This is a genomic window from Streptomyces sp. MBT53, from assembly GCF_016654115.1.
GTDB lineage: Bacteria > Actinomycetota > Actinomycetes > Streptomycetales > Streptomycetaceae > Streptomyces.
In genome coordinates this window covers 1-22,156 of sequence record NZ_JAEQAZ010000092.1, presented here as the reverse complement: position 1 = coordinate 22,156, position 22,156 = coordinate 1, and the positions used below count along the sequence as shown (strand labels likewise).

Sequence of the window (22,156 nt, the reverse complement as noted above, 5' to 3'; positions counted from 1 at the left end):
ACATGCTGATCCCCCGTAGGGTCAAGCACCGCAAGCAGCACCACCCCAAGCGTCGTGGTCAGGCCAAGGGCGGTACGCAGGTTTCGTTCGGCGAGTACGGCATTCAGGCCCTCACGCCGGCGTACGTGACGAACCGCCAGATCGAGGCCGCCCGTATCGCGATGACCCGCCACATCAAGCGTGGCGGCAAGGTCTGGATCAACATCTACCCGGACCGCCCGCTCACGAAGAAGCCTGCCGAGACCCGCATGGGTTCCGGTAAGGGTTCTCCCGAGTGGTGGATCGCGAACGTGCACCCGGGCCGGGTCATGTTCGAGCTGTCCTACCCCAACGAGAAGATCGCCCGTGAGGCCCTCACTCGCGCAGCCCACAAGCTGCCGATGAAGTGCCGGATCGTCAAGCGCGAGGCAGGTGAAGCGTGATGTCGGCCGGTACCAAGGCGTCCGAGCTGCGCGAACTGGGTGACGAGGAGCTTCTCAACAAGCTCCGCGAAGCCAAGGAAGAGCTGTTCAACCTCCGCTTCCAGGCGGCGACCGGTCAGCTCGAGAACCACGGTCGGCTCAAGGCCGTCCGGAAGGACATCGCGCGGATCTACACCCTGATGCGTGAGCGCGAGCTGGGCATCGAGACGGTGGAGAGCGCCTGATGAGCGAGAGCAACGTGACTGAAGAGCAGACCGCTTCCCGCGGCTTCCGCAAGACCCGTGAGGGTCTCGTCGTCAGCGACAAGATGGACAAGACCGTCGTCGTCGCTGTCGAGGACCGCGTGAAGCACGCGCTGTACGGCAAGGTCATCCGCCGTACGAACAAGCTCAAGGCCCACGACGAGCAGAACGCCGCAGGCGTCGGCGACCGTGTCCTCCTCATGGAGACGCGTCCGCTGTCCGCGACGAAGCGCTGGCGCATCGTCGAGATCCTCGAGAAGGCCAAGTAATTCCTGCGAGCAACCTCGCAGGACAGTTCCGCCAGGCTCCAAGGGCCGTTCACTGAACGGCCCTTGGGGAACCGGCAGACGATCAGGAGATAGACGTGATCCAGCAGGAGTCGCGACTGCGCGTCGCCGACAACACTGGTGCGAAGGAAATCCTTTGCATCCGTGTGCTCGGTGGCTCCGGTCGCCGCTACGCGGGCATCGGTGACGTCATCGTCGCCACCGTCAAGGACGCGATCCCCGGTGGCAACGTGAAGAAGGGTGACGTCGTCAAGGCCGTCATCGTTCGCACCGTGAAGGAGCGCCGCCGTCCGGACGGCTCGTACATCCGCTTCGACGAGAACGCCGCCGTCATTCTGAAGAACGACGGCGACCCTCGTGGTACCCGCATCTTCGGCCCGGTCGGGCGCGAGCTGCGCGAGAAGAAGTTCATGAAGATCATCTCGCTGGCTCCGGAGGTGCTGTAAGCATGAAGATCAAGAAGGGTGACACGGTTCAGGTCATCACCGGCAAGGACAAGGGCAAGCAGGGCAAGGTCATTGCCGCTTACCCGCGCGACGAGCGCGTCCTGGTCGAGGGTGTCAACCGGGTCAAGAAGCACACCAAGGCCGGCCCCACCGCCAAGGGCTCGCAGGCCGGTGGCATCGTCACGACCGAGGCGCCGATCCACGTCTCCAACGTCCAGCTGGTCGTTGAGAAGGACGGCAACAAGGTCGTCACGCGTGTCGGCTACCGCTTCGACGACGAGGGCAACAAGGTTCGCGTTGCCAAGCGGACGGGTGAGGACATCTGATGACTACCACCACCACTCCGCGTCTCAAGACGAAGTACCGCGAGGAGATCGCGGGCAAGCTGCGTGAGGAGTTCTCCTACGAGAACGTCATGCAGATCCCCGGCCTCGTCAAGATCGTGGTCAACATGGGTGTCGGCGACGCCGCCCGTGACTCCAAGCTCATGGACGGTGCCGTCCGTGACCTGACCACGATCACCGGTCAGAAGCCGGCCATCACCAAGGCCCGCAAGTCCATCGCGCAGTTCAAGCTGCGCGAGGGTCAGCCGATCGGTGCCCACGTCACGCTCCGTGGCGACCGCATGTGGGAGTTCCTGGACCGCACCCTGTCGCTCGCGCTTCCGCGCATCCGCGACTTCCGCGGTCTGTCTCCCAAGCAGTTCGACGGTCGTGGCAACTACACCTTCGGTCTCACCGAGCAGGTCATGTTCCACGAGATCGACCAGGACAAGATCGACCGCGTCCGGGGTATGGACATCACCGTGGTGACCACGGCGACCAACGACGCCGAAGGCCGTGCCCTTCTCCGTCACCTCGGCTTCCCCTTCAAGGAGGCGTAAGCGAGATGGCGAAGAAGGCTCTGATTGCCAAGGCTGCTCGTAAGCCCAAGTTCGGTGTGCGTGGCTACACCCGCTGCCAGCGCTGCGGCCGCCCGCACTCCGTGTACCGCAAGTTCGGCCTCTGCCGCGTGTGCCTTCGTGAGATGGCTCACCGTGGCGAGCTGCCGGGCGTGACCAAGAGCTCCTGGTAGTCCGGTACTTCCGGACTCCCGAAGCTCTCGGTAAGCAGAGGGCACGGTCAGGTGCCCACCCCTCCATGGCTTAGGCTAGGGGGGTTGGGCGCCTGATTGCCGCCCATACGACTTACTACGCCGTAGGTCCACCGCACCGCACCCGCCTCGTCTCGGATCGAGGAGAGGGATGGGCACCTGGAAACCCCGGCGAGAGAGGCCGAAGGCCAATTCATGACCATGACTGATCCGATCGCAGACATGCTTACGCGTCTGCGGAACGCGAACTCGGCATACCACGACTCCGTGACGATGCCGGCGTCCAAGATCAAGTCTCACATCGCGGAGATCCTCCAGCAGGAGGGCTTCATCACGGGCTGGAAGGTCGAGGACGCCGAGGTCGGCAAGAACCTCGTCCTCGAGCTGAAGTTCGGCCCGAACCGTGAGCGCTCCATCGCGGGCATCAAGCGGATCTCCAAGCCCGGTCTCCGGGTTTACGCGAAGTCCACCTCCCTGCCCAAGGTGCTGGGCGGCCTCGGCGTGGCGATCATCTCCACGTCGCACGGGCTCCTCACCGACAAGCAGGCCGGCAAGAAGGGCGTAGGCGGAGAAGTTCTCGCCTACGTCTGGTAGCGGAAAGGAATCGGAAGAAGCTATGTCGCGTATTGGCAAGCTCCCCATCACGGTTCCCGCCGGCGTGGACGTCACCATCGACGGCCGTACGGTCTCGGTCAAGGGCCCCAAGGGCTCGCTGACCCACACCGTCGCTTCGCCGATCGACATCGCCAAGGGTGAGGACGGCGTTCTCAACGTCACCCGCCCCAACGACGAGCGTCAGAACAAGGCCCTGCACGGCCTGTCCCGCACGCTGGTGGCGAACATGATCACCGGCGTGACCGAGGGTTACGTGAAGAAGCTCGAGATCAGCGGTGTCGGTTACCGCGTTGCGGCCAAGGGATCGAACCTCGAGTTCGCGCTCGGCTACAGCCACTCGATCACGGTCGAGGCGCCCGAGGGCATCTCGTTCAAGGTCGAGAACCCGACGCACTTCTCGGTCGAGGGCATCGACAAGCAGAAGGTCGGCGAGGTTGCGGCCAACATCCGCAAGCTGCGCAAGCCCGACCCGTACAAGGCCAAGGGCGTCAAGTACGAGGGCGAAGTCATCCGGCGCAAGGTCGGAAAGGCGGGTAAGTAAGCCATGGCATACGGTACGAAGATCGCTAAGGGCGACGCTTACAAGCGTGCTGCCATCAAGCGTCGTCACATCCGCATCCGGAAGCACATTTCCGGTACGGCTGAGCGTCCGCGCCTGGTCGTGACCCGCTCCAACCGCCACATCGTGGCCCAGGTCATCGACGACATCAAGGGTCACACCCTGGCGTCGGCGTCGACCCTGGACACCTCGATCCGCGGCGGCGAGAGCGACAAGTCCGCGCAGGCCAAGTCGGTCGGCGCCCTGGTCGCCGAGCGCGCCAAGGCCGCCGGTGTCGAGGCTGTCGTATTCGACCGTGGCGGCAATCAGTACGCGGGGCGCATCGCCGCCCTGGCGGACGCCGCCCGCGAAGCCGGACTGAAGTTCTAGTCGCTTCCGTAGCTAGCGGAAAGAGAGAGGTAATCCAATGGCTGGACCCCAGCGCCGTGGAAGCGGTGCCGGTGGCGGCGAGCGGCGGGACCGGAAGGGCCGTGACGGCGGCGCTGCTGCCGCCGAGAAGACCGCGTACGTTGAGCGCGTAGTCGCGATCAACCGCGTCGCCAAGGTTGTCAAGGGTGGTCGTCGCTTCAGCTTCACCGCGCTCGTCGTGGTGGGCGACGGTGACGGCACCGTCGGTGTCGGTTACGGCAAGGCCAAGGAGGTGCCGGCCGCGATCGCCAAGGGTGTTGAAGAGGCCAAGAAGCACTTCTTCAAGGTCCCCCGTATCCAGGGCACCATCCCGCACCCGATCACGGGCGAGAAGGCCGCGGGCGTCGTCCTGCTCAAGCCTGCTTCCCCCGGTACCGGCGTTATCGCCGGTGGCCCGGTGCGTGCTGTCCTGGAGTGCGCCGGCGTTCACGACATCCTGTCGAAGTCGCTCGGTTCGTCCAACGCGATCAACATCGTGCACGCGACCGTGGCGGCCCTCAAGGGCCTGCAGCGTCCCGAGGAGATCGCGGCCCGCCGCGGTCTGCCCCTCGAGGACGTCGCCCCCGCGGCTCTCCTTCGTGCACGTGCCGGGGCGGGTGCGTAATGGCTCGCCTCAAGGTCACGCAGACGAAGTCGTACATCGGCAGCAAGCAGAACCACCGTGACACGCTGCGGTCGCTTGGTCTCAAGGGGATCAACACCGTGGTCGTCAAGGAGGACCGCCCCGAGTTCCGCGGAATGGTGCACACCGTCCGCCACCTCGTGACGGTTGAGGAGGTCGACTGATCATGGCGGAGAACAACCCGCTCAAGATCCACAACCTCCGTCCCGCCCCGGGCGCCAAGACCGCCAAGACCCGTGTGGGTCGTGGTGAGGCGTCGAAGGGTAAGACGGCCGGTCGTGGAACCAAGGGTACGAAGGCCCGTTACCAGGTTCCGGAGCGCTTCGAGGGTGGCCAGATGCCCCTCCACATGCGTCTTCCGAAGCTGAAGGGCTTCCGCAACCCGTTCAAGACCGAGTACCAGGTCGTGAACCTCGACAAGCTGGCGTCCCTGTACCCGGAGGGTGGCGAGGTCACCGTAGAGGGTCTCGTCGCCAACGGTGCGGTGCGCAAGAACAGCCTCGTCAAGGTCCTCGGCCAGGGCGAGATCTCCGTGGCGCTGCAGGTGACGGTGGACGCCGTCTCCGGCTCCGCCAAGGAGAAGATCACCGCCGCCGGCGGTACCGTCACCGAGCTCGTCTGAGCGCGATGACATAAGCGATCCCGACCGGGGATACCCCATAACGGGGTATCCCCGGTTGGTCGTTCCACGGGGGCAGTGTCGCCGGTAAGGTGGCCTGCACTGTTCTTATTCGTCGAACCTCAAGACCGTCACCCTTGACGCACGCGCGCGGGGGTCGCAGGAGGCACCGTGCTCACCGCGTTCGCCCGGGCGTTCAGGACGCCCGACCTGCGCAAGAAGCTGCTCTTCACGCTGGGCATCATCGTGGTCTACCGGGTCGGTACCCACGTCCCGATCCCCGGCGTCAACTACACGGCCGTACAGCAGTGTGTGACCGAGGCCTCCGGCAACCAGGGTCTCTTCGGCCTGGTCAACATGTTCTCCGGCGGTGCGCTGCTGCAGATCACGGTCTTCGCGCTCGGCATCATGCCGTACATCACGGCGAGCATCATTCTGCAGCTGCTGACCGTGGTGATCCCTCGTCTGGAGGCCCTCAAGAAAGAGGGTCAGGCCGGTACGGCGAAGATCACGCAGTACACGCGCTATCTGACCGTGGCGCTCGCCATCCTGCAGGGCACCGGCCTGGTGGCCACCGCCCGCAGCGGCGCCCTCTTCTCCGGCTGCACGGTCGCGACGAGCATCGTCCCGGACCGTGCCATCTTCACGACCATCACCATGGTCGTCACCATGACCGCCGGCACCGGCGTCGTGATGTGGCTCGGCGAGCTCATCACCGACCGCGGTATCGGCAACGGCATGTCGATCCTGATGTTCATCTCGATCGCGGCCACCTTCCCGTCCGCGCTGTGGGCCATCAAGAAGCAGGGCACGCTGGCCGACGGCTGGATCGAGTTCGGCACCGTCATCCTCGTCGGCCTGGTGATGGTCGGCCTGGTGGTCTTCGTCGAACAGGCCCAGCGCCGCATTCCCGTCCAGTACGCGAAGCGCATGATCGGCCGCCGTTCCTACGGCGGTACGTCGACCTACATCCCGCTGAAGGTCAATCAGGCGGGTGTGATTCCCGTCATCTTCGCGTCCTCGCTGCTCTACATCCCGGCTCTGGTCGCGCAGTTCTCCAGCGGCAACTCCGCCTGGAAGACCTGGGTGACGACGAACCTGACCAAGGGTGACCACCCGATCTACCTGGTCAGCTACTTCCTCCTGATCGTTTTCTTCGCGTTCTTCTACGTGGCGATCTCGTTCAACCCCGAGGAAGTCGCCGACAACATGAAGAAGTATGGTGGCTTCATCCCGGGCATCCGGGCTGGCCGGCCCACCGCTGAGTACCTGAGTTACGTACTCAACCGGATCACCTGGCCGGGTTCGCTGTATCTGGGTCTGATCGCTCTCGTACCGACGATGGCGTTGGTCGGCTTCAACGCAAGCGGCAACTTCCCGTTCGGCGGGACCAGCATCCTCATCATCGTGGGTGTCGGTCTCGAGACGGTGAAGCAGATCGAGAGCCAGCTCCAGCAGCGCAATTACGAAGGGTTCCTCCGCTGATGCGAATCGTCCTCGTCGGGCCGCCGGGCGCCGGTAAGGGAACGCAGGCTGTGCGACTGGCCAAGACGCTGCACATCCCGCACATCTCCACCGGCGATCTCTTCCGTGCCAACATCAGTCAGGCCACGGAGCTCGGCAAACTGGCGAAGTCCTACATGGACGCGGGCAACCTGGTCCCGGACGAGGTCACCATCGCGATGGCCAAGGACCGCATGGAGCAGCCGGACGCCGTGGGCGGCTTCCTGCTGGACGGTTTTCCGCGGAATGTGTCGCAGGCCGAGGCGCTGGACGAGCTGCTGAAGACCGAGGGCATCAAGCTGGACGCGGTGCTGGACCTGGAGGTCTCCGAGGACGAGGTGGTCAAGCGCATCGCCGGCCGCCGCATCTGCCGGAAGGACTCCAGCCACGTCTTCCACGTGACGTACAGCCCGCCGAAGCAGGACGGTGTCTGTGACACCTGCGGCGGCGAGCTGTACCAGCGCGACGACGACTCCGAGGACACGGTCCGCACCCGGCTGGAGGTCTACCACACGCAGACCGAGCCGATCATCGACTACTACAAGGCCCAGGGCCTGGTGGCCACGATCTCGGCTCTCGGCAAGGTGGACGAGGTCACGGCGCGCGCGATCGAGGCGCTGCCACACCCCTGAGCAGGGCTGAAGAACGACGACAAGGGCTGCCCCGGCTGTGCCGGGGCAGCCCTTGTCGTCGCCCGGCGGGGCCGATTTGATGTGGACACGCTCGCGAGATGGGCACTAGTGTTCGGATCGCTGCGGCACCACCGACAACACCAGTGGTGCCCCGCTTCATGAAGCAGGGGGAATCGTGATCAAGTCAAAGCTCGCTCGCGCAACACTGGTCGTCGGCGCGTCCGCCGCCCTGGTCGTGGGGATGTCCACCTCGGCGCAGGCCCTCACCGACAAGACCGTCAACCTTCCGTACGGCCGTGGGTACATGCACTTCCACGACGACGGCGATGTGTTCTCGGTCTGTGACACCAAAGCCGATGGGTACGGCGTGACCGGCAATCTGTGGAATGCCAGCAGCGCGAACGTGTTCAGCATCGAAGACGGCGGCGACGCCGGCTGCGGCAAGCACCCGTACAACGTCGGCTTCGGCAACGTGAAGATGCTGGTCTGGTGGCACGGCGACCTCATCGGTTACTACTCCGACTGGTTCAACGAATAAACCGCGGGTGCCTTGACCTCACCCCGTGCATTCGTCCTGCCGCTCGATCTGGTCATGGGTTGAGAACAACTGCGATGGGGCTGCTCCGGTGTTGCGGGAGCAGCCCCATCGTTGTTCGCCTGCACAGGGGGCTTCGCACCTGCCGACCAGATCCCCGGCCCAGTCGTCTTCCCCGTGGAGGTATGAGCATGACTCCCGACCCGCATGCCCGCACAGCGTTCAAGGCGTCCTCCTCGGTGACGCGACCGGCCGCGGAATCCGCCGAACGGACACAACAGCTGTCGCGCCGCCGCAGGGCTCGACGCCTCGCGCTGGCTGCCGTCGTCGCGGCCGTCGTGGTCGCGGGGCTCGCGGTGTCGCTCGCCCGGCGCGGCGGCGGTGATGCGCAGGCGGGGCCCGCGGGCGTGACCGACGTCACGAACGTGTCGGCGCACCCCGGTCAGTCGCCTCCTCGACAGCTGATCGCCGCGGGGAGAAGCGCCGTCTCGGCGTACTACACGATGAAGCTCGTGAAGCTGCCGAACGGGAACGCGATCGGCACCTACGAGTGGCGCTTGCTCAACACGACCACCGAGCGGTACGAGAAGGCCGACTGGGCCTGGCTGGACGTCGCCCCCGGGATGCGGACCGCGGCGGTGCTCGAGCGTGATCTGCCCGTCGGCCGGATCGGACTGCTGAACCTGGCCACGGGCAAGGTGCAGCGCTGGATCAAGGTCGACAGGAGCGTCGGCAGTGTGCAGTTCTCACCGGACGGCAAACGCCTGCTGGCGACGGCGTACAGCCTCGACCCGGACGGTCTGTTCAAGGACGCCTCCTACAAGCTCAACGGCAAGAGCGTGCCGGGACCCAAGCAGAGCCGCACGGGCTTCTACGTGATCGATGTCGCCACCGGCAGGGCGGACTTCGCCGATAACCCCACCAAGAAGAACACGGAGGGGATGCCGGTCGGCGGGCGTCAGGACTTCTACTGGAGCCGTGACGGGAAACTGGTCTGGGCACCCGGCAAGAGTGAGACGGGCAAGATCTACTACGGCGTGACCGGCAAGAAGACGCCTGCCCCGGATCAGGAGAAGCGTCTGCCCTACCCGGAGACGGTCCTGTCTCCCGACGGGAAACTCGTGACGGGCGACTTCGTCGGGAAGGGCGACGAGATCGTCTCCGAGATCAGGAATGCGAGGACCGGCAAGCGGGCCGCGGTGATCCCCGGCCAGCAGCTGCTCGCGTGGGCCGACGACAGTCACCTCATCGTCTGGCGTTGCGCCCCCGACCGCTGCAGCCCTGGCGAAGGCGAGTTCCGCAACCAACTGCTCCTGGTCGGTCTGGACGGCAAGGTCACTCCGCTCTCCGGCTTCCGGACGGCGAACCTGCACGACGAGAGCCGCTGGTTCCCGGTACTCACCCGGCGCTGACCGGGGTGCGGCCGCGACCGGCGCGACCAAGTGTCGCCACGCCGTAGGGGGGCCGTACTGTTGCGGTGTACAAAAACTGGACGGGCACCCGTGAGAAGGCAGAGCTGATGGTGCAGATCAAGACCCCCGAGCAGATCGCCAAGATGCGCGAGGCGGGGCTGGTCGTCGCCGCGATCCACGCGGCCACGCGTGAAGCGGCCGTACCCGGCGCGAGCACGAAGGACCTGGACGAGGTGGCCCGCAAGGTCCTCGCCGACCACAACGCGAAGCCCAACTTCCTTGGCTACGGCGGCTTCCCGGCCACCATCTGCACCTCGGTGAACGAGGTCGTCGTCCACGGCATCCCCTCCGACGAGGTGGTGCTGAAGGACGGCGACATCATCTCCATCGACTGCGGCGCGATCATCGACGGCTGGCACGGGGACGCGGCGTACACCGCGTTCGTCGGCTCCGGTCACGCCCCTGAGCTCATCGAGCTCTCCCGGGTGACCGAGGAGTCGATGTGGGCGGGCATCGCCGCGATGAAGCTCGGCAACCGGCTCGTCGACATCTCCCGCGCCATCGAGACGTACATCCGGCGGCAGCCGAAGCCCGGCGGCGGCAAGTACGGGATCGTCGAGGACTACGGCGGTCACGGCATCGGTACCGAGATGCACATGGATCCGCATCTGCTGAACTATGTGGAGAAGCGGCGGGGCAAGGGGCCCAAGCTGATTCCCGGGTTCTGCCTGGCGATCGAGCCGATGGTGTCGCTCGGTACGCCGAAGACCGAGGTGCTCTCGGATGACTGGACCGTGATTACGACTGACGGGACTTGGTCGTCCCACTGGGAGCACTCGGTTGCGTTGACCGAGGAGGGGCCGTTGGTGCTTACGGCTCCCGACGGGGGTAAGGCGAAGCTGGCTGAGTTCGGGATCACGGCTGCGCCGGATCCGCTCGCCTAGTTGTTCGTCCGCGGCGCGGTGGGGGCTGGGCGCGCAGTTCCCCGCGCCCCTAAATACCTCTCCTGGGCTTAGTGATCTTCGTGCCGGGGCATCCTCCATCGATTCGTCTTTCCGAGGGCCCTGACGTAGACTGACTCGTCGGCTCTCGTGCACCCGCATGTCCGCATGCACCCCGCAAGGGGAACGCACCGAGTCGATCAAGGTAGTCGATTCGAAGGGCGAAGCGTGGCCAAGAAGCAAGGTGCCATCGAGATCGAGGGCACTGTCGTCGAGTCTCTTCCGAACGCCATGTTCAAGGTCGAGCTCCAGAACGGCCACCAGGTCCTGGCACACATCAGCGGCAAGATGCGTATGCACTACATCCGTATCCTCCCTGACGACCGGGTCGTGGTGGAGCTGTCTCCGTACGACCTCACGCGTGGCCGGATCGTCTACCGCTACAAGTAGATCTTGCCTAGGTTCCGCGCAAGCGGCGCCGCAGGCAACTGACCCGGAGAACCTCACCAATGAAGGTCAAGCCGAGCGTCAAGAAGATCTGCGACAAGTGCAGGGTGATCCGCCGTCACGGTCGGGTCATGGTCATCTGCGAGAACCCGCGCCACAAGCAGCGCCAGGGCTGACGCACGACCTTCCCTCTGCAGCTGTTCGCAGAGATTCGCGCGACGCGAGCAATACATGTTCATACGCAGGACCCGGGCGTAGTAGGCGTCCGACACCCCCGGCTCGGAGGCTGGGGACCCACGCCGTACCAAATCTTCGAACGAAGAGGCCGGCGGCTGGGATCCGGTTCTGCGGAAGACCTCCGAAGATCACCAGGAGCCATTGAATGGCACGCGTTTCCGGTGTCGACATCCCGCGCGAAAAGCGCGTGGAGGTCGCCCTCACCTACGTGTTCGGCATTGGTCGGACCCTTTCCCAGCTGACGCTGGCCGAGACCGGCATCGACCCCAACACCCGCGTTCGCGACCTCTCGGAAGAGCAGCTCGTCGCGATTCGTGAGTACGTCGACGCCAACATCAAGACCGAGGGTGACCTCCGTCGCGAGATCCAGGCCGACATCCGCCGCAAGGTGGAGATCGGCTGCTACCAGGGTCTCCGTCACCGTCGTGGTCTGCCCGTTCGCGGTCAGCGCACCAGCACGAACGCTCGTACCCGCAAGGGTCCGCGTCGCGCCATCGCCGGCAAGAAGAAGCCGGGCAAGAAGTAGTCCGCAGCGGACAACGCTTCACCAGCGGTCTTCGCTGTAGGACCGACCACCTCCCCGTAGGAGTAATAGATGCCCCCCAAGGGTCGTCAGGGCGCTGCCAAGAAGGTGCGCCGCAAGGAAAAGAAGAACGTCGCTCACGGCCACGCGCACATCAAGAGCACGTTCAACAACACGATCGTCTCGATCACGGACCCCTCGGGCAACGTGATCTCCTGGGCCTCCGCCGGCCACGTCGGCTTCAAGGGCTCGCGCAAGTCCACCCCCTTCGCCGCGCAGATGGCCGCCGAGTCGGCCGCCCGTCGCGCGCAGGAGCACGGCATGCGCAAGGTCGACGTCTTCGTGAAGGGCCCGGGCTCCGGTCGCGAGACCGCGATCCGCTCCCTCCAGGCCACCGGTCTTGAGGTCGGCTCCATCCAGGACGTCACCCCCACCCCGCACAACGGCTGCCGTCCGCCGAAGCGCCGCCGCGTCTGACGCACGGCTGTCTTGAGGATGCGGGCGGTACGGCACTTCGGTGCCGTATCGCCCGTACCCTTGTAGGAACAGCAGGACATCAAATAGTGGGTGTCCAAGACTGAAGGAATCACCTCATGCTGATCGCTCAGCGTCCGTCTCTGACCGAAGAGGTCGTCGACGAGTTCCGGTCCCGGTTCGTGATCGAGCCGCTGGAGCCCGGCTTCGGCTACACCCTCGGCAACTCCCTCCGCCGTACGCTCCTCTCCTCGATCCCCGGAGCCGCTGTCACCAGCATCCGGATCGACGGTGTCCTGCACGAGTTCACCACCGTGCCGGGCGTCAAGGAGGACGTCACCGACCTGATCCTCAACATCAAGCAGCTCGTCGTGAGCAGTGAGCACGACGAGCCGGTCGTGATGTACCTGCGCAAGCAGGGTCCGGGTCTGGTCACCGCCGCCGACATCGCGCCCCCGGCCGGTGTCGAGGTGCACAACCCGGACCTGGTCCTGGCCACGCTGAACGGCAAGGGCAAGCTGGAGATGGAGCTCACGGTCGAGCGTGGCCGTGGTTACGTCTCCGCGGTGCAGAACAAGCAGGTGGGTCAGGAGATCGGCCGGATCCCGGTCGACTCGATCTACTCGCCGGTGCTGAAGGTCACGTACAAGGTCGAGGCGACGCGTGTCGAGCAGCGCACCGACTTCGACAAGCTGATCGTCGATGTCGAGACCAAGCAGGCGATGCGTCCCCGTGACGCGATGGCGTCGGCCGGCAAGACCCTGGTGGAGCTGTTCGGTCTCGCGCGCGAGCTGAACATCGACGCCGAGGGCATCGACATGGGCCCGTCCCCCACGGACGCCGCCCTGGCCGCCGACCTCGCCCTGCCGATCGAGGAGCTGGAACTCACCGTCCGCTCCTACAACTGCCTCAAGCGCGAGGGCATCCACTCCGTGGGTGAGCTCGTGGCTCGTTCCGAGGCCGACCTCCTGGACATCCGCAACTTCGGCGCGAAGTCCATCGACGAGGTCAAGGCGAAGCTGGCCGGCATGGGCCTGGCCCTCAAGGACAGCCCGCCCGGATTCGACCCGACGGCCGCTGCCGACGCCTTCGGCGCCGACGACGACGTGGACGCGGGTTTTGTGGAGACCGAGCAGTACTGATCGGTTGTTGCCGGTGAGCGTCCGCTCACCGGGTCCTGACTCCGGTACCTCATACGGCCGGGGCAGATACCAAGGAGAAAGAAATGCCGAAGCCCACCAAGGGTGCCCGTCTGGGCGGCAGCGCCGCGCACGAGAAGCTCCTCATCGCGAACCTCGCGAAGTCGCTCTTCGAGCACGGCCGTATCACCACCACCGAGGCGAAGGCCCGCAAGCTGCGGCCCTACGCCGAGCGTCTGGTCACCAAGGCGAAGAAGGGCGACCTTCACAACCGCCGTCAGGTGCTCCAGGTGATCACGGACAAGAGCGTCGTCCACACGCTCTTCACCGAGATCGGCCCGCGCTACGAGAACCGTCCCGGTGGCTACACCCGTATCACCAAGATCGGTAACCGTCGTGGCGACAACGCGCCCATGGCTGTCATCGAGCTCGTCGAGGCCCTGACCGTCGCGCAGGCCGCGACCGGCGAGGCCGAGGCCGCGACGAAGCGTGCGGCGAAGGATGCCGAGGCTGTTGTCGAGGCTCCGGTCGAGGTCGTCGAGGACGCGAAGCCGGCTGAGGTTGAGGCCGACGAGGAGTCCAAGGACGCGTAACACCGTTTTTGGCTGACCCGCCGTCGTGGCTGGTCGCGCAGTTCCCCGCGCCCCTAAAAGCGGGCGTGTTGGCGGGTCCGTTCCTTTCGAGGGGCGGGCCCGCTTTTGTGTACCTGAAAGGACCTCAGTGTGAGTGATGACGTAGCGGTCGGGTTTGTTCGCGTCCGGCTCGACCTTTCCTACGACGGGACCGAGTTCTCCGGGTGGGCCAAGCAGGCCGGGGGGCGGCGGACCGTGCAGGGGGAGGTCGAGGACGCGTTGCGGACCGTGACGCGGTCGGGGGCGGCTGCGTACGACCTGACCGTGGCCGGGCGGACCGATGCCGGGGTGCATGCTCGGGGGCAGGTGGCTCATGTCGATCTGCCGGGGGAGCTGTGGGCCGAGCACCGGGAGAAGCTGCTGAAGCGGCTTGCCGGGCGGCTGCCGAAGGATGTGCGGGTGTGGGGGGTGGCGGAGGCTCCCGTCGGGTTCAACGCGCGGTTCGCGGCGCTGTGGCGGCGATATGTGTATCGGGTCGGGGACCGGCCGGGGGGAGTGGACCCCCTGCTGCGGAACCATGTGCTCTGGCACGACTGGGAGTTGGACGTCGACGTGATGGATGCCGCCGCCAAGTCCCTTGTGGGGGAACATGACTTCGCCGCCTACGCGAAGAAGCGTGAGGGCGCGACGACGATCCGGGAGATTCTCGACTTCGGGGTGCGGCGGCGGGACGACGGTGTCGTCGAGATCGAAGTGCGTGCCGACGCCTTCTGCCACAACCAAGTGCGGTCCATGGTGGGCGCGTTGCTGTTCGTGGGTGACGGGCACCGGGGTGCCGAGTGGCCGCGGAAGGTGCTGGACGCGGGGGTGCGGGACAGCGCCGTGCATGTCGTACGGCCGCACGGGCTGACCTTGGAGGAGGTCGCCTATCCCGCCGACGAGTCGCTCATGGAGCGGCAGCGGCTGGCGCGCCGGGTGCGGGTCCGCGGGCAGTGACACGACCGCCCCGACCGGAGGCCGGCCGGGGCGGGGGAGAGGGACGGCGGGCTCTACGCCCTGTCCAGGATCTCCTTCAGGGCGGGCTCCAGGAAGGGCTTCAGGGTCTTCGAGTACGACGACGTGATGTGGCTGTTGTCGAAGTAGACGATCCGGTCGCCGATGACCGCAGGGCACACGTCCGCGGCGCAGAACGCGGACGTCGTGTCGATGATGTCCGCGCCGTACTTCTTGGCCACGTCCTGCTCCATGGCGCGGATCTGGGTGTACTCCAGCGCCTGCCACTGCTTGCGGTTGCAGAGGGTGATGCTGTCGATGTGCGTGGCGAGACAGTCCGGGACGTTCTGGCCGGGCTCGGGGGTGTCCGTCATGTAGACGAGCTCGGCACCGGTCTCCTTGAGCACCTTGAACGAGGTCTCGGCCCCGGCCCGGTTCGCCTCACCGCGTGCGCGGTCGGCGATGACGACGACGTCCGGGTGGATCTTCCTGAGCTCCGCGAAGGCCGACTGGCGCCAGGTGTCGCACTCGGTGTACTCGCGTGCCAGCTGGGGGTTGTTGATGCGGTAGGTCTGGGGCGAGCAGCCGCCCTTCGCCATGGTCACCACCCGTACGCCGAGTTCCTTGCCGATCACGTCGTAGAGGTCGTTCCACTGCCAGGCGTGCGAGTCCCCCATGAGGACAAGGGTCTTGGAGCCCTTCGGGTCGCCGGCGACACATTGGTCGCGCATCACGAACGTCTTGACGTCGAAGTTGTCGATGCAGCCGCGCGTGGCCAGATCCTTGGGCGCCTTCTCCAGGGCGCCCTGCGCGGTCGCGGAGAGCTCCTTCACGGCCGCCGACTTCTCGACCGACGCGTTGTCGGTGTACCCGGTCGCGACCGTGCTCGACGAGGACGAGGTCGCCAGGTTCAGCGGGATGAGCGTGGCCAGAACCATCGCTCCGGCGGTGCCCGCCGTGGTGAATCCGCCGGTGAAGACGCCCTTCCAGGGGCGGGCCAGCAGCGAGGTGTTCTTCTTGAACTTGCGCTCGACCGCGTAGTGCAGGAGGACGGCCATCAGGAACGAGAGGACGACGACACGCATCCGCTCCTCGAACGTGAAGTCCCGGTCGGTGATGGACGGCCAGAGCACCAGCAGCGGCCAGTGCGTCAGATACCAGCCGTAGCTGACGTTGCCGACGAAGTCGAGGACCGGATTGTCGAGCAGCCGCTCCACACCGAAGCGGGGGTTGGCGCAGCCGCCGGCGATGACCATGACGGCGCCGACGACCGGGCCGGCCACCGCGTAGCCGGGCAGCGGCGTCGTGCTGGAGATGAGCATCGCGGTGACGAGCACGGTGCCGAGTCCCAGCCAGGAGATGACGGCGGCCACCCCCCTGTTCATCCGGGAGACCAGCGAGGCCGAGAGGGCGAGCAGGACTCCGCAGGTGATCTCCCAGATCCGGGTCTGGGTGCTGAAGTACGCGAGCGGCTGGTTCTCGGAGGTCTTCGACCAGCCCAGATAGAACGACCCGGCGATGACGGCCATCAGGAACAGCGCGACCAGGGCACGGTTGCGGAAGATCTTGCGGCTGATCCAGACCATCACGAAGAGGACGATCGGGGCGGCGAGGTAGAACTGCTCCTCGATGCCCAGCGACCAGAAGTGCTGGTACGGGGTCTGCGATCCGTCGTTGGCGAAGTAGTCGGTGCCGTTCTCGACCAGGCGCCAGTTCAGGAAGCTGAGCGAGGCGCTGAGGCCGTCCTCCATGTAGGTGCGGAACCTGAGCGGGCTGCCGTAGAGCCAGGCCAGGATCGCGGTGGCGACGATGACGAGGGCCATGGGCGGGGTCAGCCGCCTGAACCGGCGCGCCCAGAACTTGGTCAGGGACACCTTGCCCGTCCTGTCGAGCTCGGCGAAGAGCTGGCCGCCGATGAGGAAGCCGCTGAGCACGAAGCTGACGTCCACGCCGCCGTGGATGTCGAGGATGCCGCAGTGCATGCTGACGACCATCATGATGGCCACGGCGCGCAGGCCCTGAATGTCCGGCCGGTACTTGCGAAGACGCTCTGCCTCCGCGGTGGCCGTTGAGCGATGGCTGGTCACGGTTCTCCAGTAACTGTCCGGTCAGGCCCAGTGGGGGCGGGCCGGTGAATTCAGTGGGCCGTCAGGCAGGCGGCGGCCGTGCCGCTGACGCGGACGCCTTGGGCGGGGATGCGGATGCCGCACGACAGCCGCAGCTGGGCGGGCAGTTCGTTCTCGGCGCCGATGTGCGCGTGGCAGCCCACCACGACCTCGCGCAGGAACGATTCCCTGCCGATCGAGGAGTCGTGGTCCACCACGGACTCGTGGATCCGGGCGCCCTCGGCCACGGTGACGCCGCCGCCGATGATGGAGCGGTCGACGACCACGTGCGGGCCGACGACGGCGCCCGGGCCGATCGTCGAGCCGCCCGTGACACGGGCGGTCGGGGCGATGGTGGCCGTGGGATCGATCAGGGCCTCGGCGTGCCGCTCCACGAGGGGGGAGGTCACCTTGCCGGTGACCAGGTCGGCGGAGCCGTGCACGAAGGCGAGCGGGGTGCCGAGGTCGCGCCAGTAGTCGTCCGTGGTGTGGCCGACGATGGGCCGCCCCTGGGCGACGAGCTGCGGGAAGGTCTCCTGCTCGACGGAGACCTCGCGGTCGGCAGGGATGGCGTCCAGGACGGACCGGCGGAAGACGTAGCAGCCCGCGTTGATCTGGTCGGTGACGCACTCCTCGGCGGTCTTCGGCTTCTCCAGGAAGGACAGCACCCGGCCGGCCCCGTCGGTGGGGACCAGGCCGAAGGCGCGCGGGTCGGGGACGCGGGTGAGGTGCAGGGTCACGTCCGCCTCCTGCACCTCGTGCCGCTCCAGGACGGCGCGCAGGTCGACGCCGGACAGGATGTCGCCGTTGAGGACGAGGACCGGGGCGTCGGCGGAGTCGCCGCGCAGCAGGCGGCCGGCGTTGCGGATCGCGCCGCCGGTGCCGAGCGGTACCTCCTCGACGGCGTAGGAGATCTCCAGGCCCTGGGCGAAGTCCCTGAACTCCTCCTCGAAGAGGCCGGCGAGATAGGAAGTGGCGAACACCACGTGCTCGACACCGGCGTCCATCAGCTTGGCGATCTGGTGCCGGATGAAGGAGGAACCCGCGACGTTCAGCAGCGGCTTCGGGGTGTGGTTCGTCAGTGGGCGCAGGCGGGTTCCCTTGCCGCCCACCAGAATGATGGCTTCTTGCATGATGGCCTCGCTCGGTCAGCTGGCGGTCGTGGTCCCGGGGCCCGCGTAGGCGGACGTGAAACAGGACTTGATGGCCTTCTCGGTCAGGGGGCGTCCGGCGAAGTCGAGCCGGGAGGCGACCTTGTCGTCGGGCTTGGTGTTCGGGTCGTCGTCGAACCAGAGCGACCACCAGTAGATGCCCTGCATCTTCCGGTCCTGGACGACCTCGCAGACCGCCTTGTACCAGTTGGCCTGCACCTGGGGGTTGACGGCCCGCTTGACGTAGAAGTCGCCGGGAGCGTGGTAGGCGCCGTTCATCGCGCCGATGCCGGTCTCGGAGACGAGGATGTTCGGCAGCGGGCCGGTGGCCTTCTTGTCCAGCCACTTGTTCCAGCCGGTGACCAGATCCTCGACGGGCGCGGTGTCCGGCACCTTGATGGGGAAGTAGGCGTCGACGCCGAGGTGGTTGACCGGCATGTTGATGCGGCCGGTGACGTAGTTGTCCCAGTTGGCGTCGTAGGAGATCTCGCCGGAGAAGGTCTTCTCGGCGGAGGCGACCACCTTGTCCCAGCCGGTGTCGCCCTCCAGGGAGTTGAGCTCGGTGCCGATCACGAAGGTGTTCGCCTTCGCGTTCTCGGCGGCTTCGAGATACGGATCGATGAGCTTCTCGTACGAGGTGAACCAGGCGGAGCGTGAGGCGGGGTCGATGTTGCCGCGCCAGCCGTTCGACTGCTTCAGCGTCCCCTCGTCCATGATCGGGCGGAGCGTGGTGCGGAAACCGGCGTCCTTGAAGACCTTCAGCACCTTCTGGAGGCGTTCCGGGGACGGTGTCTTCGCACCGGTCGAGAGCACGTCGGCCGTGGAGTTCTTGATGTAGTACGGGAAGGAGACGGACACCGAGTTCGCGCCCAGGCCGATGAGGTACTTGGCGTGCTTGCGGGCCTGGTTCTCGATGAACGTGTCCGAGCGCTTGGGGCTCTCCTCCTCCCAGTAGAGCTGTACGCCCCACTGCGCCATGCCCTTCTTCCAGGGCTTGGCGACCTCCAGGGCCTTGGTGGAGGCGGACGGGGAACCGGACGAGGAGGACGCGGGTGCCTTGCCGGTTCCGTCGGCGGACGGGGTCGCCGAGTCCTCCGAGCCGCCGATGACGACTCTGGGCAGGACCGAACCGGAGTCCCAGCGCACCGGGTGGTTGCCGACGACGAAGGGGGCGCCCAGCACGAGGGTGAGAACGGTCACCGGGAAAATGGCAAGCAGCGGCAGTCGTGAACGCATGTGAGTGGTCTTCCGGGAGGTCAGGCGGGCTTGGCGATCACGACGAACTTGTTCTCCTCGCGCCGGACGAACTTCATGAAGCCCTTGAAGCCGCCGAGCCCTTCCAGCACGGAGAAGACGGGAATGAGGGCGACCACCACGATCGGCTCCCACCACTTGCGCCGGCCGCTGGCCGACGCGAGCGCGTTCAGCCGCAGCCCCTCCCAGTAGGTCCAGATGACATAGGCGAAGTTGAGGGCCCACAGGATGACGATGGACTGGGTCACCGGCGAGGTGTTCATGTCGTTGATGAGCCAGCCCACGAGCAGCACGGCGGTGATGTGCTGGAGCGGGCCGAGGATCCAGGTGACGACACAGATCGACAGGAACCAGCGGTAGCGCATGGGCACGGCCCGGTTGAAGCAGAGCGCCACCAGACCCCAGGCCCACCGGTCGCGCTGCTTGACGAAGTCGGCGGCGGTCGAGGGGGAGGCGCCGTAGCAGCGGCCGTTGAACCAGTCGCTGCGGCCCGGGTACTTGCGGCAGAAGGTCAGGGCGAGGCGCGCGTCCTCGACGATCTCCTTAGGGCCGAAGTCCCAGCCGATCTCGGCCTCGATGGACGCGCGCAGCACCAGCAGTTCGCCGTGCACACCGGCGGCCGGGGTGCCCATGCCGGTCAGCGCGCGGAAGCGGGCGATGTCGTCGGCGGGGCGTACGGCGTCGGCGAGCCAGGTGAAGAGGTTGACCGCGTTCTCGCGGGGGTAGGTCAGGATGCCCTGCGCCATGTGCTTGACCTTCTCGGGGGTCGCGCGGCGCTGGCGGTTGATGAACTGGGCGAGCGCGGAGGCGGTGTCGGGACCGACGCCGGTGTCGTCGTCCATGTGCAGCACCCAGACGTAGTCGAGGGCCTCGCCCTCCTCGATCCGCAGCTCGTGGGCGTAGTGGTTGGCGCGGGCCTTGAAGCGGGTGCCGTTGGCCGGGACGTACTCCTTCGGAACGGTGATCACCCGGATCAGCGGGTGGGAGTCGGCCAGCCGGTCGATGTCCGCCGCCGCCTCGCAGCCCTCCTCGGTGAGGATGTCGACGCGCATGTACGGGAAGTACTCGGGCAGGTGCTCGACGTACGAGAGGATCGAACGCTCCAGCGCCGGGTAGGTGTCGTGCCGGCCGATGGTCGGGCAGAGGGCGATCAGGAAGTCCTGCTCGGCCGGTGCGGGAGGGATCATCCGGTCGCTCTTGCGGACCCGGCGGCGGAGCAGCAGGGCACCCTGGAGACCGACCATCACACCGACGACCGGCAGCGACCAGACAATGGTCAGGATCCAGCTCAGCGGCGACGAGCTGGGCTTGTAGCTCCACAGCCCGAAGACGACCAGGAGAACGAACGGCACCAGAAACGGGAGGATGCCCGGCTTCCAGCGTGCGGTGCGCTTGGCGAGCTTCTGATTGTGCCGCGAGTGCGGCATACCCCCGTCGACCAGTGTCGTTGTCACGACTGCGGAACTCCCATGAGATCGGTGGTGCGTCGAGGCAGCAGCAGATCTCGGCACGGCACGCTACGCGCGTCGCGCTCGTTTACTCAGGGTTCTGCCCCCGACGCCTTCATTGGCGCCTCGGCCACTCAGAAGCCCCCCCGGGCGTCCTAAAAACGCTGGCCGAACAGCTGCACGATCCTCGCACACTTGCTTCACGCAAGGAATACGGGTGTGAAAGGTGTAGTCAAAAGTTAATCAAACTGGCTCTTGTGCAGTGATGTCCATATACCGGCCGACGCCGTGATCACCCGCGTGGAGGCGTACGTTCCCTTCACGTCGGCCGGCGTGTTCTTGCCCGTCGGCGCGGAGACGTTGGCGTACGACAGCGCCTGTCCCCACACGCTCCACAGCACCCACGGCGTCCGGCTCAGGGTGTGCGGCTGGGCCGCGTTCAGCGGGACGTGGAAGGACTCGGCCATGGCCCGGGGCCTGCGGTACCGCTCAAGACCCCGGTACCAGACCTCCGTCCAGGCGCCCGGACCGTACGGCTTCTCCGGGGAGCCGCTGTAGTCGTCGACACCGACCACGTCCACATAACGGCCACCGGGGTAGTAGGCGTGCGGCGACCGGCCGTAGGAGCCGTCCCAGGAGTTCGGCGACCACACGAAGATCAGATTGTGCAGGCCGCGCCGGGTGACGAGGTGGTCGTATGTCGCACGCCACAGTTTTTGGTATACGGCCGGATCCTGCCCCGCCCACCAGAAACCGTGGCCCGGTGCCGTGTTCATCTCGTGGTACGGCCGCAGCAGCACCGGCACCCCGCGGTCCGCCAGATAGCCGAGGTGGTCCGCGAGATAGTCCAGGTCGTGCAGCAGGGCCCGGTGTTCGGCGGTGCCCTCGGTGACGACCCGGGCGAACCAGCCGGGGTCCTTCGCGGCGGGCGAGTTCTTGTTCAGGGTCTGCTCGAAGCCCTTGACCGGGCTGCCCGGGTACGGCTGGTGGAAGGAGAACCCGACGAGGCCCGCCGGAGCGCCCCCGTTGTGCGGCAGCGAGATCTCCGCGCCGCCCGCACCGCAGTCCGGGTGCGTGCCGGAGGGCCGGTACGAGCCGTCGGCGGCCCGGGGCAGACCCGCCCACACGCCGACCGCGAGATCCACGGCGTCCTCGGCGTACCCCCACATGCGCCGGCAGCCCGGCCAGGAACGGGAGTACGAGCGGGACTCACCGACCGCCCAGCCCGGCTGGTCGTACCCGGGTCCCAGGTCCAGCTCCACGAAGCCCGGCAGCCGGCCCGTGATGTCCTGGGCCTTCTTGTAGTAGTAGCCCGGCTGCTTCAGGCCCCGGTAGTCGCCGTACGCCACGTTGTACCGCTCGTTGTGCAGCTCCACGTGCTGGCCGATGACCGTCCGCGAGGCTTCTCCCCGCCGCGCCCTGTTCTCCAGGCCGGCCAGCAGCGCGTAGACGTTCCGGGCGGCGGGAGAAGCCTCGCG

General features: G+C 66.5%; 30 protein-coding genes. 25 read left to right on the top strand and 5 right to left on the bottom strand.

The annotated features are described in order from the left end of the window. Positions 1-2: 2 nt before the first annotated feature. The 25 genes from rplP to truA all read left to right on the top strand — a co-directional run bounded on the left by rplP (position 3) and on the right by truA (position 14,723). The gene (gene rplP, locus JHN45_RS29330; protein WP_010986348.1) at positions 3-422 is read left to right on the top strand and encodes a 50S ribosomal protein L16; all 420 of its coding nucleotides are present in this window, start codon (positions 3-5) and stop codon (positions 420-422) included. Continuing rightward, positions 422-646, top strand: coding sequence for a 50S ribosomal protein L29 (gene rpmC / locus JHN45_RS29325; RefSeq protein WP_005481220.1), 225 nt, complete (start codon positions 422-424; stop codon positions 644-646). The genes rplP and rpmC overlap by 1 nt, the downstream gene beginning before the upstream one ends. Continuing rightward, the gene (rpsQ, locus tag JHN45_RS29320; protein WP_019072282.1) at positions 646-933 is read left to right on the top strand and encodes a 30S ribosomal protein S17; all 288 of its coding nucleotides are present in this window, start codon (positions 646-648) and stop codon (positions 931-933) included. The genes rpmC and rpsQ overlap by 1 nt, the downstream gene beginning before the upstream one ends. 95 nt (positions 934-1,028) lie before the next feature. After that, positions 1,029-1,397, top strand: coding sequence for a 50S ribosomal protein L14 (gene rplN / locus JHN45_RS29315; RefSeq protein ID WP_003998823.1), 369 nt, complete (start codon positions 1,029-1,031; stop codon positions 1,395-1,397). Between the two features lie 2 nt (positions 1,398-1,399). Then, positions 1,400-1,723 (top strand): 50S ribosomal protein L24, encoded by a 324-nt coding sequence (gene rplX / locus JHN45_RS29310; protein WP_019072281.1) that lies wholly within the window; start codon positions 1,400-1,402, stop codon positions 1,721-1,723. After that, positions 1,723-2,280 carry a 50S ribosomal protein L5 gene (rplE, locus tag JHN45_RS29305; protein ID WP_019072280.1) on the top strand — a complete coding sequence of 186 codons (558 nt, stop codon included), beginning with the start codon at positions 1,723-1,725 and terminating at the stop codon, positions 2,278-2,280. Before rplX ends, rplE begins: the two co-directional genes overlap by 1 nt. A gap of 5 nt (positions 2,281-2,285) precedes the next feature. Next, positions 2,286-2,471, top strand: coding sequence for a type Z 30S ribosomal protein S14 (locus tag JHN45_RS29300; RefSeq protein WP_003948630.1), 186 nt, complete (start codon positions 2,286-2,288; stop codon positions 2,469-2,471). Positions 2,472-2,684: 213 nt separating this feature from the next. Then, positions 2,685-3,083, top strand: coding sequence for a 30S ribosomal protein S8 (rpsH, locus tag JHN45_RS29295; RefSeq protein WP_013001411.1), 399 nt, complete (start codon positions 2,685-2,687; stop codon positions 3,081-3,083). Between the two features lie 22 nt (positions 3,084-3,105). Continuing rightward, positions 3,106-3,645, top strand: a complete 540-nt coding sequence (rplF, locus tag JHN45_RS29290) for a 50S ribosomal protein L6 (RefSeq protein WP_043676830.1) — start codon at positions 3,106-3,108, stop codon at positions 3,643-3,645. Positions 3,646-3,648: 3 nt separating this feature from the next. Continuing rightward, entirely contained in the window at positions 3,649-4,032 is a 384-nt protein-coding gene (rplR, locus tag JHN45_RS29285) for a 50S ribosomal protein L18 (protein ID WP_019055526.1), read from the top strand. A gap of 37 nt (positions 4,033-4,069) precedes the next feature. Continuing rightward, the gene (gene rpsE / locus JHN45_RS29280; protein WP_006376045.1) at positions 4,070-4,675 is read left to right on the top strand and encodes a 30S ribosomal protein S5; all 606 of its coding nucleotides are present in this window, start codon (positions 4,070-4,072) and stop codon (positions 4,673-4,675) included. Continuing rightward, positions 4,675-4,857 carry a 50S ribosomal protein L30 gene (rpmD, locus tag JHN45_RS29275; protein ID WP_006376032.1) on the top strand — a complete coding sequence of 61 codons (183 nt, stop codon included), beginning with the start codon at positions 4,675-4,677 and terminating at the stop codon, positions 4,855-4,857. Before rpsE ends, rpmD begins: the two co-directional genes overlap by 1 nt. 2 nt (positions 4,858-4,859) lie before the next feature. Continuing rightward, positions 4,860-5,315: a 50S ribosomal protein L15 gene (gene rplO / locus JHN45_RS29270; RefSeq protein WP_043676833.1), complete on the top strand. Its 456-nt coding sequence runs from the start codon at positions 4,860-4,862 to the stop codon at positions 5,313-5,315. Between the two features lie 168 nt (positions 5,316-5,483). Continuing rightward, positions 5,484-6,797: a preprotein translocase subunit SecY gene (gene secY, locus JHN45_RS29265; protein ID WP_200713284.1), complete on the top strand. Its 1,314-nt coding sequence runs from the start codon at positions 5,484-5,486 to the stop codon at positions 6,795-6,797. Then, entirely contained in the window at positions 6,797-7,447 is a 651-nt protein-coding gene (locus JHN45_RS29260; protein ID WP_200713283.1) for an adenylate kinase, read from the top strand. Before secY ends, JHN45_RS29260 begins: the two co-directional genes overlap by 1 nt. Before the next feature lie 175 nt (positions 7,448-7,622). Next, positions 7,623-7,985: a hypothetical protein gene (locus tag JHN45_RS29255; protein WP_200713282.1), complete on the top strand. Its 363-nt coding sequence runs from the start codon at positions 7,623-7,625 to the stop codon at positions 7,983-7,985. 182 nt (positions 7,986-8,167) lie between these two features. Beyond that, positions 8,168-9,394 (top strand): hypothetical protein, encoded by a 1,227-nt coding sequence (locus tag JHN45_RS29250; RefSeq protein ID WP_236584250.1) that lies wholly within the window; start codon positions 8,168-8,170, stop codon positions 9,392-9,394. 107 nt (positions 9,395-9,501) lie between these two features. Beyond that, positions 9,502-10,338 carry a type I methionyl aminopeptidase gene (gene map, locus JHN45_RS29245; protein WP_200713281.1) on the top strand — a complete coding sequence of 279 codons (837 nt, stop codon included), beginning with the start codon at positions 9,502-9,504 and terminating at the stop codon, positions 10,336-10,338. A gap of 225 nt (positions 10,339-10,563) precedes the next feature. Then, entirely contained in the window at positions 10,564-10,785 is a 222-nt protein-coding gene (gene infA, locus JHN45_RS29240; protein ID WP_003948620.1) for a translation initiation factor IF-1, read from the top strand. Between the two features lie 59 nt (positions 10,786-10,844). Beyond that, positions 10,845-10,958 (top strand): 50S ribosomal protein L36, encoded by a 114-nt coding sequence (gene rpmJ, locus JHN45_RS29235; protein ID WP_003998809.1) that lies wholly within the window; start codon positions 10,845-10,847, stop codon positions 10,956-10,958. Between the two features lie 206 nt (positions 10,959-11,164). Beyond that, entirely contained in the window at positions 11,165-11,545 is a 381-nt protein-coding gene (gene rpsM, locus JHN45_RS29230; RefSeq protein WP_019055531.1) for a 30S ribosomal protein S13, read from the top strand. A gap of 69 nt (positions 11,546-11,614) precedes the next feature. Continuing rightward, positions 11,615-12,019 (top strand): 30S ribosomal protein S11, encoded by a 405-nt coding sequence (gene rpsK / locus JHN45_RS29225; protein WP_003956432.1) that lies wholly within the window; start codon positions 11,615-11,617, stop codon positions 12,017-12,019. A 116-nt stretch (positions 12,020-12,135) separates the two neighbouring features. After that, on the top strand, positions 12,136-13,158 hold the full coding sequence (locus tag JHN45_RS29220; RefSeq protein ID WP_019055532.1) for a DNA-directed RNA polymerase subunit alpha: 1,023 nt from the start codon (positions 12,136-12,138) through the stop codon (positions 13,156-13,158). An 83-nt stretch (positions 13,159-13,241) separates the two neighbouring features. After that, the gene (gene rplQ / locus JHN45_RS29215) at positions 13,242-13,748 is read left to right on the top strand and encodes a 50S ribosomal protein L17 (protein WP_200713280.1); all 507 of its coding nucleotides are present in this window, start codon (positions 13,242-13,244) and stop codon (positions 13,746-13,748) included. Positions 13,749-13,877: 129 nt separating this feature from the next. Next, positions 13,878-14,723 carry a tRNA pseudouridine(38-40) synthase TruA gene (truA, locus tag JHN45_RS29210; RefSeq protein WP_201051514.1) on the top strand — a complete coding sequence of 282 codons (846 nt, stop codon included), beginning with the start codon at positions 13,878-13,880 and terminating at the stop codon, positions 14,721-14,723. A 53-nt stretch (positions 14,724-14,776) separates the two neighbouring features. Here truA and JHN45_RS54445 read toward each other — a convergent pair whose 3' ends face one another. The 5 genes from JHN45_RS54445 to JHN45_RS29185 form a co-directional block, all read right to left on the bottom strand. After that, positions 14,777-16,807 carry an acyltransferase family protein gene (locus JHN45_RS54445; RefSeq protein WP_201051512.1) on the bottom strand — a complete coding sequence of 677 codons (2,031 nt, stop codon included), beginning with the start codon at positions 16,805-16,807 and terminating at the stop codon, positions 14,777-14,779. A 50-nt stretch (positions 16,808-16,857) separates the two neighbouring features. After that, a complete protein-coding gene (locus JHN45_RS29200) occupies positions 16,858-17,958 on the bottom strand; it encodes an NDP-sugar synthase (RefSeq protein ID WP_201051510.1) in 1,101 nt (366 codons plus the stop codon). Between the two features lie 15 nt (positions 17,959-17,973). Next, positions 17,974-19,176 carry a hypothetical protein gene (locus tag JHN45_RS29195; protein WP_307783217.1) on the bottom strand — a complete coding sequence of 401 codons (1,203 nt, stop codon included), beginning with the start codon at positions 19,174-19,176 and terminating at the stop codon, positions 17,974-17,976. Between the two features lie 56 nt (positions 19,177-19,232). Further along, positions 19,233-20,684 (bottom strand): glycosyltransferase family 2 protein, encoded by a 1,452-nt coding sequence (locus JHN45_RS29190; protein WP_307783216.1) that lies wholly within the window; start codon positions 20,682-20,684, stop codon positions 19,233-19,235. Between the two features lie 233 nt (positions 20,685-20,917). Beyond that, positions 20,918-22,156: glycoside hydrolase family 26 protein (locus tag JHN45_RS29185; protein WP_236584248.1), on the bottom strand; the 1,239-nt coding region annotated here is incomplete at its 5' end.